Origin of the sequence: Niallia sp. HCP3S3_B10 (genome assembly GCF_052064465.1) — a bacterium.
Classification (GTDB): Bacteria; Bacillota; Bacilli; order Bacillales; family Cytobacillaceae; genus Niallia; species Niallia hominis.
This window is the reverse complement of record NZ_JBQHVO010000019.1, coordinates 1-13,745: the sequence shown is the minus strand read 5'-3', so window position 1 is coordinate 13,745 and position 13,745 is coordinate 1. Positions and strand designations below refer to the sequence as shown.

Below are 13,745 nucleotides of genomic sequence, written 5' to 3'. Positions count from 1 at the left end.
TACGCTCCTTTTGAGTTAGTGATCAGATAATTTCGCATTTTGTTTGGGAAATACAGCAAGTTTATCTACAATCTTTTTACTTGCAGAATCTAAGCCAGTAATGGTAACTGTATTTTGATTTTCCTTCAGCTTTAACGCAATTTTATCAATGGCACCGACTGCAGAATCATCCCATACATGAGAATTAGTAAAATCAATGGAAATTTCTTTGTTTTTAATCGTTGTATCAAATGCTTGAACAAAGCTATCAACAGAAGCAAAAAATAGTTGTCCTTCCACTGCATAGTTGTAGCCTTGCGATGTTTCCTGTTTATGCATCTTCACATGGGAAATCTTCGCAGCAAATAAGACAGCACTTAAAATAACTCCAGCAATTACCCCTATGGATAAATTATCGGTTGCGACAACAATTATCACGGTTACGAGCATAACGATTGCATCTCCTTTTGGAGCAGTAACTAAGTACTTGAAGGAAGACCAGTCAAAGGTGCCGATACACACCATAATCATGATGCCAACTAGGACTGGCATAGGAATTTGTACAACAAGACTTCCTAATACCATTATCAAAAACATAAGAAAAACACCTGCAACAAATGTAGAGAGTCTTCCTCTCCCACCTGATTTCACATTGATAACAGATTGACCAATCATCGCACAGCCAGCCATTCCGCCAAAAAATCCTGTAACAATATTAGCTATTCCCTGTCCCCTTGCTTCTCTGTTTTTATTGCTGTCTGTATCTGTTGCATCATCAACGATAGAAGCAGTTAATAAGGATTCCAATAAACCAACAATTGATAAAGCTAGCGCATATGGGAAAATAATTGCTAACGTCTCAAAGGAAAACGGTACATTTGGAATAAAGAAAGATGGCAATGATTGCGTAATTTTTCCCAAATCACCAACAGTAGCTACATTTACATTTCCAAAAATAGCAACAACGGTTAAAATAATAATAGCAATTAGTGGTGCTGGAATGACTTTTAAAAATCGCGGCAAGATATACACAATTAATAACGTGATGATTACAAATAAATAAGTAATGTTTGTGACGTTAATAAGATGTGGCACTTGAGCCATAAAAATTAAGATCGCTAAAGCATTAACAAATCCAATCATCACTGCTCTCGGGATAAACTTCATGAGCTTCGCAATTTTTAATACGCCGAAAATAATCTGAATTATCCCTGTAAGGATTGTAGCAGCAAATAAATATTCTAATCCGTAATCTCTAACTAATGGCCCCATTAATAATGCCATTGCTCCTGTTGCTGCTGAAATCATACCAGGTCTTCCACCTGTAAACGAAATAACCACAGCCATAGTAAAGGAGGCATACAATCCAATCATCGGATCTACCCCGGCAATGATAGAAAATGCAATCGCCTCTGGTATTAATGCAAGAGCAACGACCATTCCTGATAAAATATCCCCACGGATATTTGAAAACCATTCCTTTTTTATTTTTTCAATCAAATGATTCACCTCAATATCTTTCTGCTTGATACAAAGAAGTCTACCATGTTTTTTCCCAAAAAGGAATATATTTTGGGATAGTTTTTACAAGGAGAGAATTTCTATCTATAATAATGAGAAGAGATAATGTTGGAGGCAATTAAGATGAAATATGGTTATATGCGACCTACCATTGCAGATACTAGCTGCGAGCAGCAGTTAAAAATACTGAAACCTATATGTGAGCAAATGTATCAAGAAGAACATGATTCGGCAAAAAATAGATCAAAGCTATCGGAAGTAATAGCCTCTCTATTAAAGGGAGACAAAATTGTTGTAGCGCAGTTATTTACCATTGCAGACTCGAGTAGGCATCTGATGGAGTTATTAGAAATACTTGAAGACAAAGGTGCTTATTTACAATCAATAAAGGAAGATATTGATACAGAAAGAAAAAAGGAGTATTCGTTGTCTGAAATGCTATCTCATTTAATTGAATTCCAGAATGAGATTATTCGGGAAAGAACAAAAAAAGGCATGGAATACGCGAGACAGCATGGGAAAGCAAGTGGAAGACCGAGAAAAGCGGATGAAAATGTAAAAAAAGCAATGGAGATGTATCAGTCTAAAAAATATACATTAAAAGAAATAAAAGCAGAAACAGGAATTAGTAAATCTACATTATATAGGTATTTAGAGCATTAATGGGGGATTTCATTTTTAAAGAGTGGAAGGCAGAAGTAGAGTTTATCAAAGGAACGAAAGCAAGAAATAAGTCGTTCATCCGAGGAATGAACGACCAAGTCGAAGTAGAAACGATTTTTTTTTTAGAAAGATAAATACTGCATTTATCTTGTCTTAAGTAACTGTTTTACGATTCTACCTAAAGAATTTTTCTCCATAAAAGGAGCTAGCTTTGCTAGTGATTGAGGAGACAGTCTATCAGCATCCATATTGGATAATAATTGATCAATAGCATCCTCTTCAAAAAAAGGAGCAAGTTCCATTAGCTGTTCTAATTCTATTTCTCCATTCACTGCTTTATCCACTAGTTCATTAAAGGAAGCTTCTCCTATAAATGGAGCCATTTTTTGTATGAAAGACCATTCCCCCTTACTTGATGCGATTGAAACTAAGTGTTCAATCGTATCTTCTTCTAAAAAGGGAGCCAAGCCAATTATATGTTCCTCATTAAACATGTCGTCTATTCCTTGCAAGACAAGATTATTTAAAGCTGTATCACTAATAAAAGGAGCCATATTTGTGATGAACTGCCAAGTTAATTGCCCATTTTGCACTTTCCATATTAAGCTGTCTATATATTCTTCATCTAAGAAGGGTGCAAGCTGCACTAATTCTATAGGTTCAATCGATTCGCTAATGACTTGATTGGCGATTGAGTGTAAGGTGCTAGAAGATAAAAAAGGGGCAATTCGTTGAACAATCTTCCAATCAATAGTTCCTTTTGTTGCTTGTATGACGATTTCATCTAATGCTTCTGTTGACAGAAAAGGAGCTAGATGAACAATTGTGTCTAAATCCCAAGCGGTTGCATCCATTTTTTCAGATACTTTACTTAGTTGACTAGTTTTAATAAGAGGGGCGATATCAATCAGCTCCTTTACGTCGGCAGCTCCTGAATTAATTAAATCCGCTACTTCCTCGGGTTGGTCGGCCGATAAATGCTCAACCATTTTCCCAATTTGCTTGGAAGGTTTTGGTTGTTTATTTCCAGCGTTCATTAAGAGATCAATAGAAACCTCCAATTCATTCGCAATAATGGGAATGGTCATAATATCAGGAAGGGATTCTCCTCTTTCCCATTTGGATACCGCTTGGTGACTGATATTTAATTTATCTGCTAATTCAACCTGTGTTAGATCTTTTTCTTTTCTCAATTTTGATATATAAGCCCCAATTTTTCGTGAATCAACCATACTTGTCATCTCCTCTACTTTTCCAGTGCGCACTGTCTAATTCGATACTAGCATACTTGCCAAAACATGCCTATCAACGGCTAGTTGAATAGCTGAAAAATAGTGATTCTACTAGTGGTAGAATTGTTTTTGCATGAGGGTTTCTAGTGAAAAGCAATACAACATTAGAACATTAAAAAGAGACTGGGAAAAAACGAAATACATAATCTTTAAAGACGAACAATCTCTAATTCAGCTCTAAAATAAAGCTACTTTTTCAAGAGGGTTCTCTATGTTTTTAAATATAGTTAAGTGTAAAAACTAAGTCGTTCCATTGCTCTACAGACGCACGATGCGCCGGGGAGGAAGCTGAGCCTCCTCACTGCGAGGCCACTGAAAAAGTATATTACCTGGTGAATCATTAGTTAGCAAACCATTCTAACTTAGTGTAGGTTTTTGTTTTCCGAGGCTTACCGCACGACTCACCGGGGCGAGCGCCGAGCCGCTTCACAGCTCACACTCCTGCAGGGTCTCGGACTTTCTCGCATCTCCCGTAGGAGTCGAGCGTCCTCCGCTCCATTTCACTTTGTTTTAAAACCTTGTTCTAAAACGAAAAACGAACAATTATGCATGTTAATCGCATAATTGTTCGACTTTGTTGCTAACTGAAATGTTTATGTCCCAGCCTCCTATTATAATCTTACACTAATACGCCTTCTTTATATTCTTTTGTTAATGTTGGCCAGAATTCTTTATTTGCTTCAATTAAATCATCAAGAACTGCTTTCGCTACTTTAGCAGAAGGTAAGGTTTTATTTAATGTGAATGCTTGTAATGCTTTTTCATAAGAACCTTCCACAATGGCTTGCACTAAAATTTTCTCCGATGCTAATTGTTGGTCAATCATTGCTTTGTAGAAGTAAGGAATGTCTCCAACAAATTCAGGTTTAGGACCATCACTTGTAATAAGCGCAGGCACTTCAATCATCGCATCATTTGGCAAGTTTGGAATTGTTCCATTGTTTTCTACCATTACTAAATATCTTTTTCCGAGGTTTTGAGCAAGAGATACTGTTACATCTACAATAAATGTTCCGTGTACACCAACTGCAAAGGAATCTTCTAAAATACCAGTCTCTTCATATTTATCTACTGTTTCAAACAATGTTTTTTCACGGCCATCCATTACTTCGTTCGCACGAGTGTATTCCTTATTTGAAGTTTCCACAATATGATCTGGGAACAGATAGTATTGTAAATATGGATTCGGCAGATATTCTGGAAAATGATCCATGATTAGTTTAATATTCTTAAAGGTTTTAATCCAGGAAGAATCTGCATGACGATAGTCAATTTTTGAAACATCTTCTGTTAGTAATCCATGTTTATATACATGCTCACGAATTTCTGGCAATCTTTCTACCCCATCAACTTTAATGCTTGTAAACCAGCCAAAGTGATTTAAACCAAAGTAGTCAACATCTAATTCTTCTCTTTCTACTCCGAGGATTGCTGCGATATTACGCATTGTTGCAACAGGCATATCACAAATGTTTAAGACTCTTGAATTTGGTCGAAGCTTACGAACACCTTCTGCCACAATGGATGCTGGATTGGAGTAGTTTACAATCCATGCTGTTTCTTTAGCATATTTTTCTACATAATCGATCAGCTCAATCATTGGAGAGATAGTTCTCAGTCCGTAAGCCAATCCGCCAGGTCCACATGTTTCTTGCCCAACTACATGATGGGAAAGGGGAATTTTCTCATCGAGTTCACGCATTGCATATTTTCCAACTCTCATTTGGGCAAATACAAAGTCTACATCTTCAAAGGCTGTTTGTGGATCTGTTGTATCAATGACTTTAATTTTATCTGTATATTCTTCAATGACGGCCTTTGCAGCTACGACTACTTTAGACTGTCTTTCTCCGTCAATATCGTAGAAGCGAATTTCAGAAAGTGGTAGATCTTCTAATCGGTCCATTAAGCTACGAATAATTCCTGGAGTGTATGTGCTTCCCCCGCCTGCAACTGCTAATTTATATGTTTTCATCTTAAATTCCTCCTAATTGTTGGTCTACTTGATCTCGAACAGATTTAACATTTAAACCATATACGACTTGGACATTATTTCCTGATTTGATAATTCCTTTGGATCCTGTTTGTTTTAATATCAGTTCATCTACTGCATTTGGATCTTTTAAAATTAGGCGTAATCTTGTATAGCAATTATCAACATTTTCAATGTTTGCTTTTCCGCCCAATGCATCGACAATAGTTGCCCCTAAAGCTGATGGCGAATCATTTGTCGTTCCACCAGATACAGCTGCCTCTGCATTAGCTAATTCATTTGTTTCAGCTGCTATCATATCTTCTTCACGACCTGGTGTTTTTAAATTAAATTTAAGAATTAAGAAGCGGAAAAGGATAAAATAGATAACTGCCATTAGTAATCCTACTAAGATAAACATTGGCCAGTTGGACTTTGTTGTTCCAAGCGGTAAATTATATAGTAAGAAATCAATAAATCCATTTGCGCCAATTGCATGTACATGAAAGATACTTAAGAGCATCATACCCACACCAGAAAGAACAGCATGTAGGACAAACAAGATTGGTGCGGTGAAAAGGAAAGCAAATTCTAAAGGCTCTGTTACTCCTAGTAAGAAGGAGGTAAAGGCTGCAGGAAGAAGAATTGCTTTTGCGATTGTTTTTTTCTTTTTATCTGCAGTTACATACATTGCTAGTGCTGCTCCCATAAGTCCAAACATTTTGCTTAAACCGCGAGCATCCCAGTTCACTGTACTGCTTAATACTTTAATGCTTGAGTCTGCCATTTCGGCAAAATAGATATTTCGGGCGCCATAAATAATTTCATTTCCGATATTTGCAACTCCACCTAATTCTGTGTAAAGAAATGGAGTATACACTAAGTGATGTAATCCAGTTGGGATGAGAATTCTTTCTAAGAATCCATAAATAAGTAATCCAACTACTCCTAAATTTTTAATGCCGCTGGCTACAGCTGTAATACCATCTTGTACGAATGGCCAAAATTCTGCGGCAAGTGCTCCTAAAATCATCGCACTAGGAATGGCTAAAATAGCTACAAAGCGATGTCCTGAGTATATAGCCATAACACCTTTGAATTCCGTGTCGCAGTATTTATTGTGCAAAATTCCAACTAGAGCACCTAGAAGAATTCCAGAAAAAACACCCATTTCCAATACTTGAACATTTAATACCATTGCTTGACCAGATAATTGCATTTGCTCTGGTGCTACTAAGCTACCAGTTAAACTTAATATTTGATGCATTGCATTTATGAAAATAACGAAGGTAACTAAGCCAGTTAAGGCAGCATATCCTTTATCTTTTTTAGCTAAGCCAATCGGAATACCGACAGCGAAGATTAAAGCTAGGTTTTGCAAAATCGATACAGCGGAGGAAGATATAAATTTCCCTGTATTTTGAATTAATGGATTTTCTAAAATCGGAATATATTGTGCTAAGTTTCCGTTTCCGAAAACATTTCCAAATGCGATAAATAGACCGATAATCGGTAGAATGAGAATTGGTGCAAATAAAGATTTTCCGAAGAGCTGAAGACCATTTACTACCTTTTTCATCTATAAAACCTCCCTTTGTTGGTAAGCGTTGTCATATCTTTTTAATAACCAAAGTATATAATTGAACAGGTAAATTTGAAAGGGTTTGCAAGGATTGTGTACAATGTCTTTCAATCCTGTAACATGTTACAAGGCTTAAGTGAAAGAAAGAGGATGTTCGATAGCATCCTCTTTCAACAGTGTATATAAAAAAAGTATTAATATTCTTTAACAATCCCTCTTTTAATCGCTACGATTAAAAGTAAATCAATGAGCATAAACATATTGGATTCAAAAGAGGTAACTTCGAATTCTTGTTGAGACTCAATGGTAGGATCGAGGACGGTAAAGACAATATCAGCAATTTTGGCGGTAGAGCTTTTATTGTTTCCGGTAAAAAGGATTGTTTTTACGCCTTTATCCTTTGCGATTTGCACTTTCTCTAGTACTTTAGCTGTTTCACCTGAGCGAGAAAAAGCAATGAGCAATTTGTATTTTTGAATATTATTGAGAAAAATCGCTCTACTGTCGCTTGTTGTTGAATTGGAAACATAATAACCAAAGAGCTCTAGTTTTTTTGCAAAATAGCTAGAAAAAAGCGTAGAAAAGCCTGCACCATAAAAGTAAATCATTTTATTTTCATTAATTTGCGCAAGAAATAGTTCGATGCTTGTTTCATCAAGGGAATCGATTGTTTGTTTATAATTTTGCTTAAAGGAAGAAACAGCATCTATCAATGGTTGATGAATACTATCTACATATTCTACTTCTTGATCAAGCATTTTTGTTACTTTTAAATTTAGGTTGTAAATAAATTCACTATAGCCACTAAAACCAAGTTTTTTACAGAGGCGGATAATGGTTGCTGTGGATACAAATAGATCATTTGCAGCTGCTCGAATGCTTAATGTTTCTCCTGCTAATTTCTTCTGGATAAGGAAATAGGTGATCTCTTTCTCTGCTTCTGTTAAGTTTTTATCATTTGCATAATCAAGAAACAGCATATCTATATTTTTCAAACCTCTCATCATTCCTTGTTCGTATTTTCGGCCTATATGTATCTCTTATTATAATGAATATATAGGGTATTATGTTTTACTTTTTTGCTGTGGTAAGCATAATTTAAAAAAGGATGCCAATACTACTAAACACAATGTAAATTCTGGAGGTTTTACTTCGTGTCTCAATCAAATATAAAGCTAACATCCTCAGAAATAGCTTCCCTGTGGACATCTTATATGAATAATTGTATGTCAAAGCAGGTTCTAACGCATATGCTTCAGCATGTAAAGGATCGAGAAATCTCTAATGCGATTCGTTTTTCTTTTCAGTTTGCCCAAAAACAAGAAAAGCGTTTTATAAAGATTTTTCAAAAAGATGATTTCGCCATTCCTCATGGATTTACAGAAACAGATGTTAATACCAATGCTCCTGCCTTATTTACAGAAACCTTTTGTCTAGCATATATTAATCAAATGGCGAAAGCAGGCTTATTGGCTTATGGAGGGTTCCTTGCAATGAGTACAAGGGAAGACCTCAGCGCTTTTTATCACCATGGATTACATAATACTTCCAAGCTTTATCATTTAACGAATTCAATATTAGAAAAGAAGGGTCTGTTAATTCGATCACCGCATACTTCCATTCCAAAGAAAATTGACTACATAGATAGCAAGAAATACTTAAGTGGTTTCTCTTTGTTCCATAAAAAAAGACCCTTAAATGCCGTAGAGGTTTCCCATCTTTTTATGAATACTCAGACGAACAATTTGGGAGTGAAGATTACATTAGCCTTTGCTCAAACTACCACAAATAAAGATGTACGGGCATATATGTTAAGAGGAAAGGATATTTCCCAAAAGCATTTAAAATTATTCATGGATGCTTTAGTGGATGAAGGAATACAAAGTCCAAATTCATCGGATATAGGAGTTACTGATTCTAAGGTACGTACATTTTCAGATAAATTAATGATGTTCCATATTAGCTTATTAAGTGCTACAGGAGTTGGAAACTACGCATTAGCAGGAGGCGCTAGTCAAAGAAGTGACCTTTTGCTCAATTATGAAAGACTGTCCATGGAAATAGCTCAATATGCAAAAGATGGGGAAGATTTGATGATTGAAAATAGTTGGCTAGAACAGCCACCGCCAACTATTCAAATATAAACTTTCCCTATGGAAAGAGAAGTGTATGTTATGGGACGTAGGTAGTAATAGCGACAAACTTCCTGGAATACTTTAAAAAAAGCCCAAACAATTATATGAATCTTTTGTCGGCATTGCGTATAATTGTTTGGGTCTATCTTAAGCTGTTTTGGTCAATCCTCTAATCTTATGCCTCCAGTTCTGTAGTATTTTTTTTACTGTTCTTTTTTACAGTGTGAGCGCTTTCCTCTAGTATATACATTACCGGTAATTGGGATGTAATATTCGATTCTCCTATATAAACTTCTGTAACATAATAGGCAATGTTGATATCGGAAATTTTTGCTAATTGGCAGTTTTTGCTATTGGTGATACTGATGATGTTGCAGCCTTCTAATTTTAATTGATTTGCAAGATGCAGTGTATGATCCGTTTCACCAGAAACAGATAAGATAATGGCTGTACTGTTTTTTAATTCTTTACTGTTAATCGGATAAAAGGGGTCTTTAATAAAAGTAGAAAATTTTCCTAAGCTGGAAAAGTATCTTGCTCCATACTCTGCTAAAATTCCAGAACTGCCTGTTCCTACGAAAATAACTTTATTTGATTTGATTACCATTTCAGCTGTTTCGTGTATGTACGTTTCGAAGTTCCCTTTCATTGTCCGTTCCAAAAACTCAGAAAGATAGTATTTTGTTGATTTTAAGTTTTCTTGTTCATTTCTATCTAAATATAATTTTAATTTAATCTTAAACTCGGAAAAACCATCACAGTTTAGTTTTCGGCAAAACCTTAAAATACTAGAAGTGGAGACGTGTGTTTCGTCAGATAATTCTCTAATGCGCATGTAAATAACCTTTTCAATATTTTTTGTAACATAGTTATAGAGTAGCATTTCCAAATCATTAAAGGATTGGATCATTTCATTTGTGAACAAATTTTTCCCTCCTACTCTAAAAGATAGTTTTCCTATATTCACCATTTAGTATAAAACAGGTTGTGACTAAAATGTAACAAATTCCTACTGAAGAAAAAAGATACTAAGTGTTTATTTTTTATTGTATTATATTTGAAAGCGTATACAATTTAGAAGGAAGGCGGAATATGATGTTTTGGTTATGAAAAATAGGGAGGGAATAAAATGAAGAAATTGCTATTAGTATGTGCAGCAGGAATGTCCACTAGCTTATTGGTAAATAAAATGAATGATGCGGCAAAGGAGAAAGGGGTAGAGCTAGAAATTTTCGCGTTGCCAGTGTCAGAATGTCAAAAAGTTGCTCATGAAGTAGATGTCGTTTTATTAGGACCACAGGTTCGTTACCAAAAACCACAGGTAGAAGAGATTATAGCTGGAAGAGTACCAGTGGAAGTAATCGATATGAGAGCATATGGCACGATGAATGGAAAGGCAGTATTAGAAAGGGCGTTAGAATTAATAGCTTAATGGATATGCAATTTGCAACTAGATATGCCTGCAAAATAAAACAGTTTCTAACTGTGAATATAATGACATTTATTTGGGGGGAGTTTTACAATGGGTTTTATGGCCGCTTTTGAGAAGTTTGCGGAGAAAACATTAGTGCCAGTTGCAGCAAAATTAAACTCACAAAGGCATATAGTTGCAATCCGTGATGCATTTATTCTATCTTTTCCTATTACACTTGCAGGTTCATTAATTGTCTTACTAAATTTTGCCGTTTTAGCTCCAGATGGCTTTATAGCTAAAATCTTATTTTTGCATAAATTATTTCCGAATTTAGCAGATTTACAATCTGTTTTCTCGCCGGTTCTAAATGGATCAGTTAATATTTTATCCATGTTTATTGTCTTCCTCGTTGCCAGAAATATGGCGATCTCTCTCAAAGCAGATGAATTATTAAGTGGACTTACTGGTCTTTCTGTATTTTTTATTATATACCCACCATATACAAATGTAGATGGGGCAAATTTCTTAACGACTCAATGGGTCGGTGCACAAGGATTATTTGTTGCATTAATTGTAGGGTTGTTAGTTGGAGAACTTTTCAGTAAATTATCTAAATCGAAAAGGCTTCAAATTAATATGCCTGATTCTGTTCCTCCAGCTGTTTCTCGTTCTTTTAAGGTGTTATTCCCAATTATTATTATTACTGTTTTGTTCGCTATTGTAAACGCTTTAATAAATGCTATTTATCCAGATGGCCTGCACGGATTTATTTATGCCGCAATTCAGACACCATTAAAAAGTCTAGGTACAAATATCGTTTCTCTTGTTATATTAGCGATTGTTTCCAACCTTTTATGGGTATTCGGTATTCATGGTCCCAACACGATTGCTGCTATTCGTGAAGCAATGTTTGCAGAGGCGAATTTAGAAAACCTTAACTTTGTTGCGGAGCATGGGACTGCTTGGGGAGCTCCATATCCAGTAACTTGGGCGATTAATGATGCTTTTGCGAACTATGGCGGCTCTGGAATGACACTTGGACTACTAATTGCTATCTTTATTGTTGCGAAAAGACAGGATTACAGAGATATTGGTAAATTATCGATTGCGCCAGGAATATTTAATATTAATGAACCAGTTATTTTTGGTTTGCCAGTAGTATTGAATCCGATTTTAATCGTGCCGTTTATTCTTGTCCCTGCCATTAATATTATTATCGGATATGTTGCCATTGTATCTGGATTAATTCCGCCAATTGCCTATTCTGTGCCGTGGACTACGCCAGGACCACTAATTGCCTTCCTGGGCACAGGCGGAAACTATATCGCGTTATTGCTTGGATTTGTGTGTCTAGCCGTCTCTACTCTTGTGTATTTGCCATTTGTCATCGCAGCAAATAAAGCCAATGCAGTAAGTTATGGAGGACAAAAAAGTGATTCGGATGTCTCGGCTTAAAGAGTGAGGAAGTATGAATCACTATACTATCCAGTTCCTATGTGGACAAATAAACTATGTCCGAGCTTTTTTTGAAAATTATCAGGATGCTAAAGTTCAAACAGATGTAGAGATTCTAAATAAAATAAAGGCAAATATTCAGGTAGAATCAGCGTTAAATGTAACGGAAGTACAATCTTACTTAGAGAAAATTTTTCAACAATCTAAATATGGCTGTGCGTTGCATTTTCAAACGATAGTGATAGAAGGGGGAGAGTAATATACTGGAAATGATAGTGGTGTCCGAGGTACTCATTTAGTGGGTACCTTTTTTGATGGAAGGGGATTGTTTTTTCCATTTCTAGATAGGCAGGAATTATATTTTTATGCTAGAATGTATAGGATAAATATCGAATGGAATATATACTAGGTAAAATCTGCATCTTTCTTTTTATCTCGTATTACATTATAATTATTTTAACTTTAATTTTAAGCAGGGGGAGATTTCAATGGGTGAAGTCTCTTTCTGTTTGTTTGCGATTTTATAAAGAAGCGATTGGTTTTTACTATTAGCACAATTGGTGTATAGTTATTATAGATAATTTTAGAAGGAATAGGGTGTTGAAATAATGAGTGAATATCGAGTATTACTTTATTATAAATATGTACCGATTGAAAATCCGGAAGAGTTAACACAAGAGCATTTAGCTTTTTGTAAAGAGCTTGGATTATTAGGTCGTATTCTTATTTCCCATGAAGGGATTAATGGAACAGTTTCTGGTACGGTAGAGCAAACAGATAAGTATATGGAAGCGATGAGACAGGATCCTCGCTTTAGTGATACTATCTTTAAAATTGATGAAGTGGATGGACATGCTTTTAAGAAAATGCATGTTCGCCATAAAAAAGAATTAGTGAACTTAAGCTTAGAAGATGATGTAGATCCACTTGAATTAACTGGTAAGCACTTAAAACCAACAGAATTCTATGAGCAAATGCAAGATTCAAATACAATCGTAATTGATGCTCGTAACGATTATGAATATGATCTTGGTCATTTTAGAGGTGCTATTAAGCCGGAGATTGAAACATTTAGAGAACTGCCACAATGGATTAAAGAAAATAAAGAGATGCTAGAAGGTAAGAAAATTCTTACTTACTGTACTGGTGGAGTAAGATGTGAGAAGTTCTCTGGCTGGTTAATGAAAGAGGGCTTTGAAGATGTAAGTCAATTAGATGGTGGAATTGTGACTTACGGTAAAGATCCAGAAGTACAAGGCGAGCTTTGGGATGGTCAATGCTATGTGTTCGACCAAAGAATCAGTGTGCCAGTCAATCAAAAAGAGCATGTTATCGTTGGACGTGACTTCTTTACTGGTGAGCCATGCGAGAGATATGTAAACTGTGCAAACCCAGAGTGTAACCGCAAAATGCTTTGCAGTGAAGAAAATGAAGAGAAGTATATGAGAAGCTGTAGCCACGAGTGCCGTACGCATCCAAGAAACTTCTATGTTAAACATCATGGTCTTACTCCAGAACAAGTGGAAGCAAGAGTAAAAGAAATTGCTCAATGGGAAGAAGAAAGTAAAGTAATGTAATAAATAATAGGGGCTGTCCTTAATGGACGGCCTTTTTGTTATTTGGGATTGATTTGGCTGATAAAACGAAACAATGGCTGATAAAGGAGGAGTTTTGGCTGATAAAATGAAACAATGGCTGATAAAGGAGAAGATTTGGCTGATAAAATGAAACA

General features: G+C 35.7%; 13 protein-coding genes. 7 read left to right on the top strand and 6 right to left on the bottom strand.

Translation table 11 applies throughout. From position 1 onward, the window contains the following. Positions 1–15 precede the first annotated feature (15 nt). Positions 16–1,479 carry a SulP family inorganic anion transporter gene (locus ACTNDN_RS10435; RefSeq protein ID WP_109768649.1) on the bottom strand — a complete coding sequence of 488 codons (1,464 nt, stop codon included), beginning with the start codon at positions 1,477–1,479 and terminating at the stop codon, positions 16–18. Between the two features lie 144 nt (positions 1,480–1,623). Between ACTNDN_RS10435 and ACTNDN_RS10430 the strand changes: the two genes are divergently transcribed. Further along, positions 1,624–2,163, top strand: a complete 540-nt coding sequence (locus ACTNDN_RS10430; RefSeq protein ID WP_109768687.1) for a recombinase family protein — start codon at positions 1,624–1,626, stop codon at positions 2,161–2,163. Beyond that, positions 2,163–2,297, top strand: a complete 135-nt coding sequence (locus ACTNDN_RS10425; RefSeq protein WP_285846418.1) for a hypothetical protein — start codon at positions 2,163–2,165, stop codon at positions 2,295–2,297. Before ACTNDN_RS10430 ends, ACTNDN_RS10425 begins: the two co-directional genes overlap by 1 nt. A 9-nt stretch (positions 2,298–2,306) precedes the next feature. Here ACTNDN_RS10425 and ACTNDN_RS10420 read toward each other — a convergent pair whose 3' ends face one another. From ACTNDN_RS10420 to ACTNDN_RS10405, 4 genes are all read right to left on the bottom strand, one after another. Further along, positions 2,307–3,395, bottom strand: coding sequence for a helix-turn-helix domain-containing protein (locus ACTNDN_RS10420; protein WP_251627873.1), 1,089 nt, complete (start codon positions 3,393–3,395; stop codon positions 2,307–2,309). Between the two features lie 679 nt (positions 3,396–4,074). After that, the gene (locus ACTNDN_RS10415) at positions 4,075–5,430 is read right to left on the bottom strand and encodes a 6-phospho-alpha-glucosidase (RefSeq protein ID WP_031535073.1); all 1,356 of its coding nucleotides are present in this window, start codon (positions 5,428–5,430) and stop codon (positions 4,075–4,077) included. A 1-nt stretch (position 5,431) separates the two neighbouring features. Further along, complete coding sequence (locus tag ACTNDN_RS10410) at positions 5,432–7,006, bottom strand: PTS transporter subunit EIIC (protein ID WP_031535071.1); 1,575 nt, start codon at positions 7,004–7,006, stop codon at positions 5,432–5,434. A gap of 197 nt (positions 7,007–7,203) precedes the next feature. After that, entirely contained in the window at positions 7,204–8,013 is an 810-nt protein-coding gene (locus ACTNDN_RS10405; RefSeq protein WP_231512495.1) for a MurR/RpiR family transcriptional regulator, read from the bottom strand. 150 nt (positions 8,014–8,163) lie between these two features. Between ACTNDN_RS10405 and ACTNDN_RS10400 the strand changes: the two genes are divergently transcribed. Then, positions 8,164–9,153, top strand: a complete 990-nt coding sequence (locus ACTNDN_RS10400) for a DUF3231 family protein (RefSeq protein WP_251627871.1) — start codon at positions 8,164–8,166, stop codon at positions 9,151–9,153. Positions 9,154–9,319: 166 nt separating this feature from the next. Here the strand turns inward: ACTNDN_RS10400 and ACTNDN_RS10395 are convergent, their stop codons facing one another. Then, positions 9,320–10,069: a MurR/RpiR family transcriptional regulator gene (locus ACTNDN_RS10395; protein WP_109768646.1), complete on the bottom strand. Its 750-nt coding sequence runs from the start codon at positions 10,067–10,069 to the stop codon at positions 9,320–9,322. 204 nt (positions 10,070–10,273) lie between these two features. Between ACTNDN_RS10395 and ACTNDN_RS10390 the strand changes: the two genes are divergently transcribed. The 4 genes from ACTNDN_RS10390 (at position 10,274) to trhO (ending at position 13,590) form a co-directional block, all read left to right on the top strand. Next, positions 10,274–10,576: a PTS sugar transporter subunit IIB gene (locus tag ACTNDN_RS10390; protein ID WP_109768645.1), complete on the top strand. Its 303-nt coding sequence runs from the start codon at positions 10,274–10,276 to the stop codon at positions 10,574–10,576. A 90-nt stretch (positions 10,577–10,666) separates the two neighbouring features. Beyond that, positions 10,667–12,013, top strand: coding sequence for a PTS sugar transporter subunit IIC (locus tag ACTNDN_RS10385; protein WP_235248489.1), 1,347 nt, complete (start codon positions 10,667–10,669; stop codon positions 12,011–12,013). 13 nt (positions 12,014–12,026) lie between these two features. Further along, the gene (locus tag ACTNDN_RS10380; protein WP_109767884.1) at positions 12,027–12,272 is read left to right on the top strand and encodes a hypothetical protein; all 246 of its coding nucleotides are present in this window, start codon (positions 12,027–12,029) and stop codon (positions 12,270–12,272) included. Between the two features lie 346 nt (positions 12,273–12,618). Then, complete coding sequence (gene trhO, locus ACTNDN_RS10375; protein WP_109767885.1) at positions 12,619–13,590, top strand: oxygen-dependent tRNA uridine(34) hydroxylase TrhO; 972 nt, start codon at positions 12,619–12,621, stop codon at positions 13,588–13,590. The last annotated feature ends 155 nt before the right edge of the window (positions 13,591–13,745 follow it).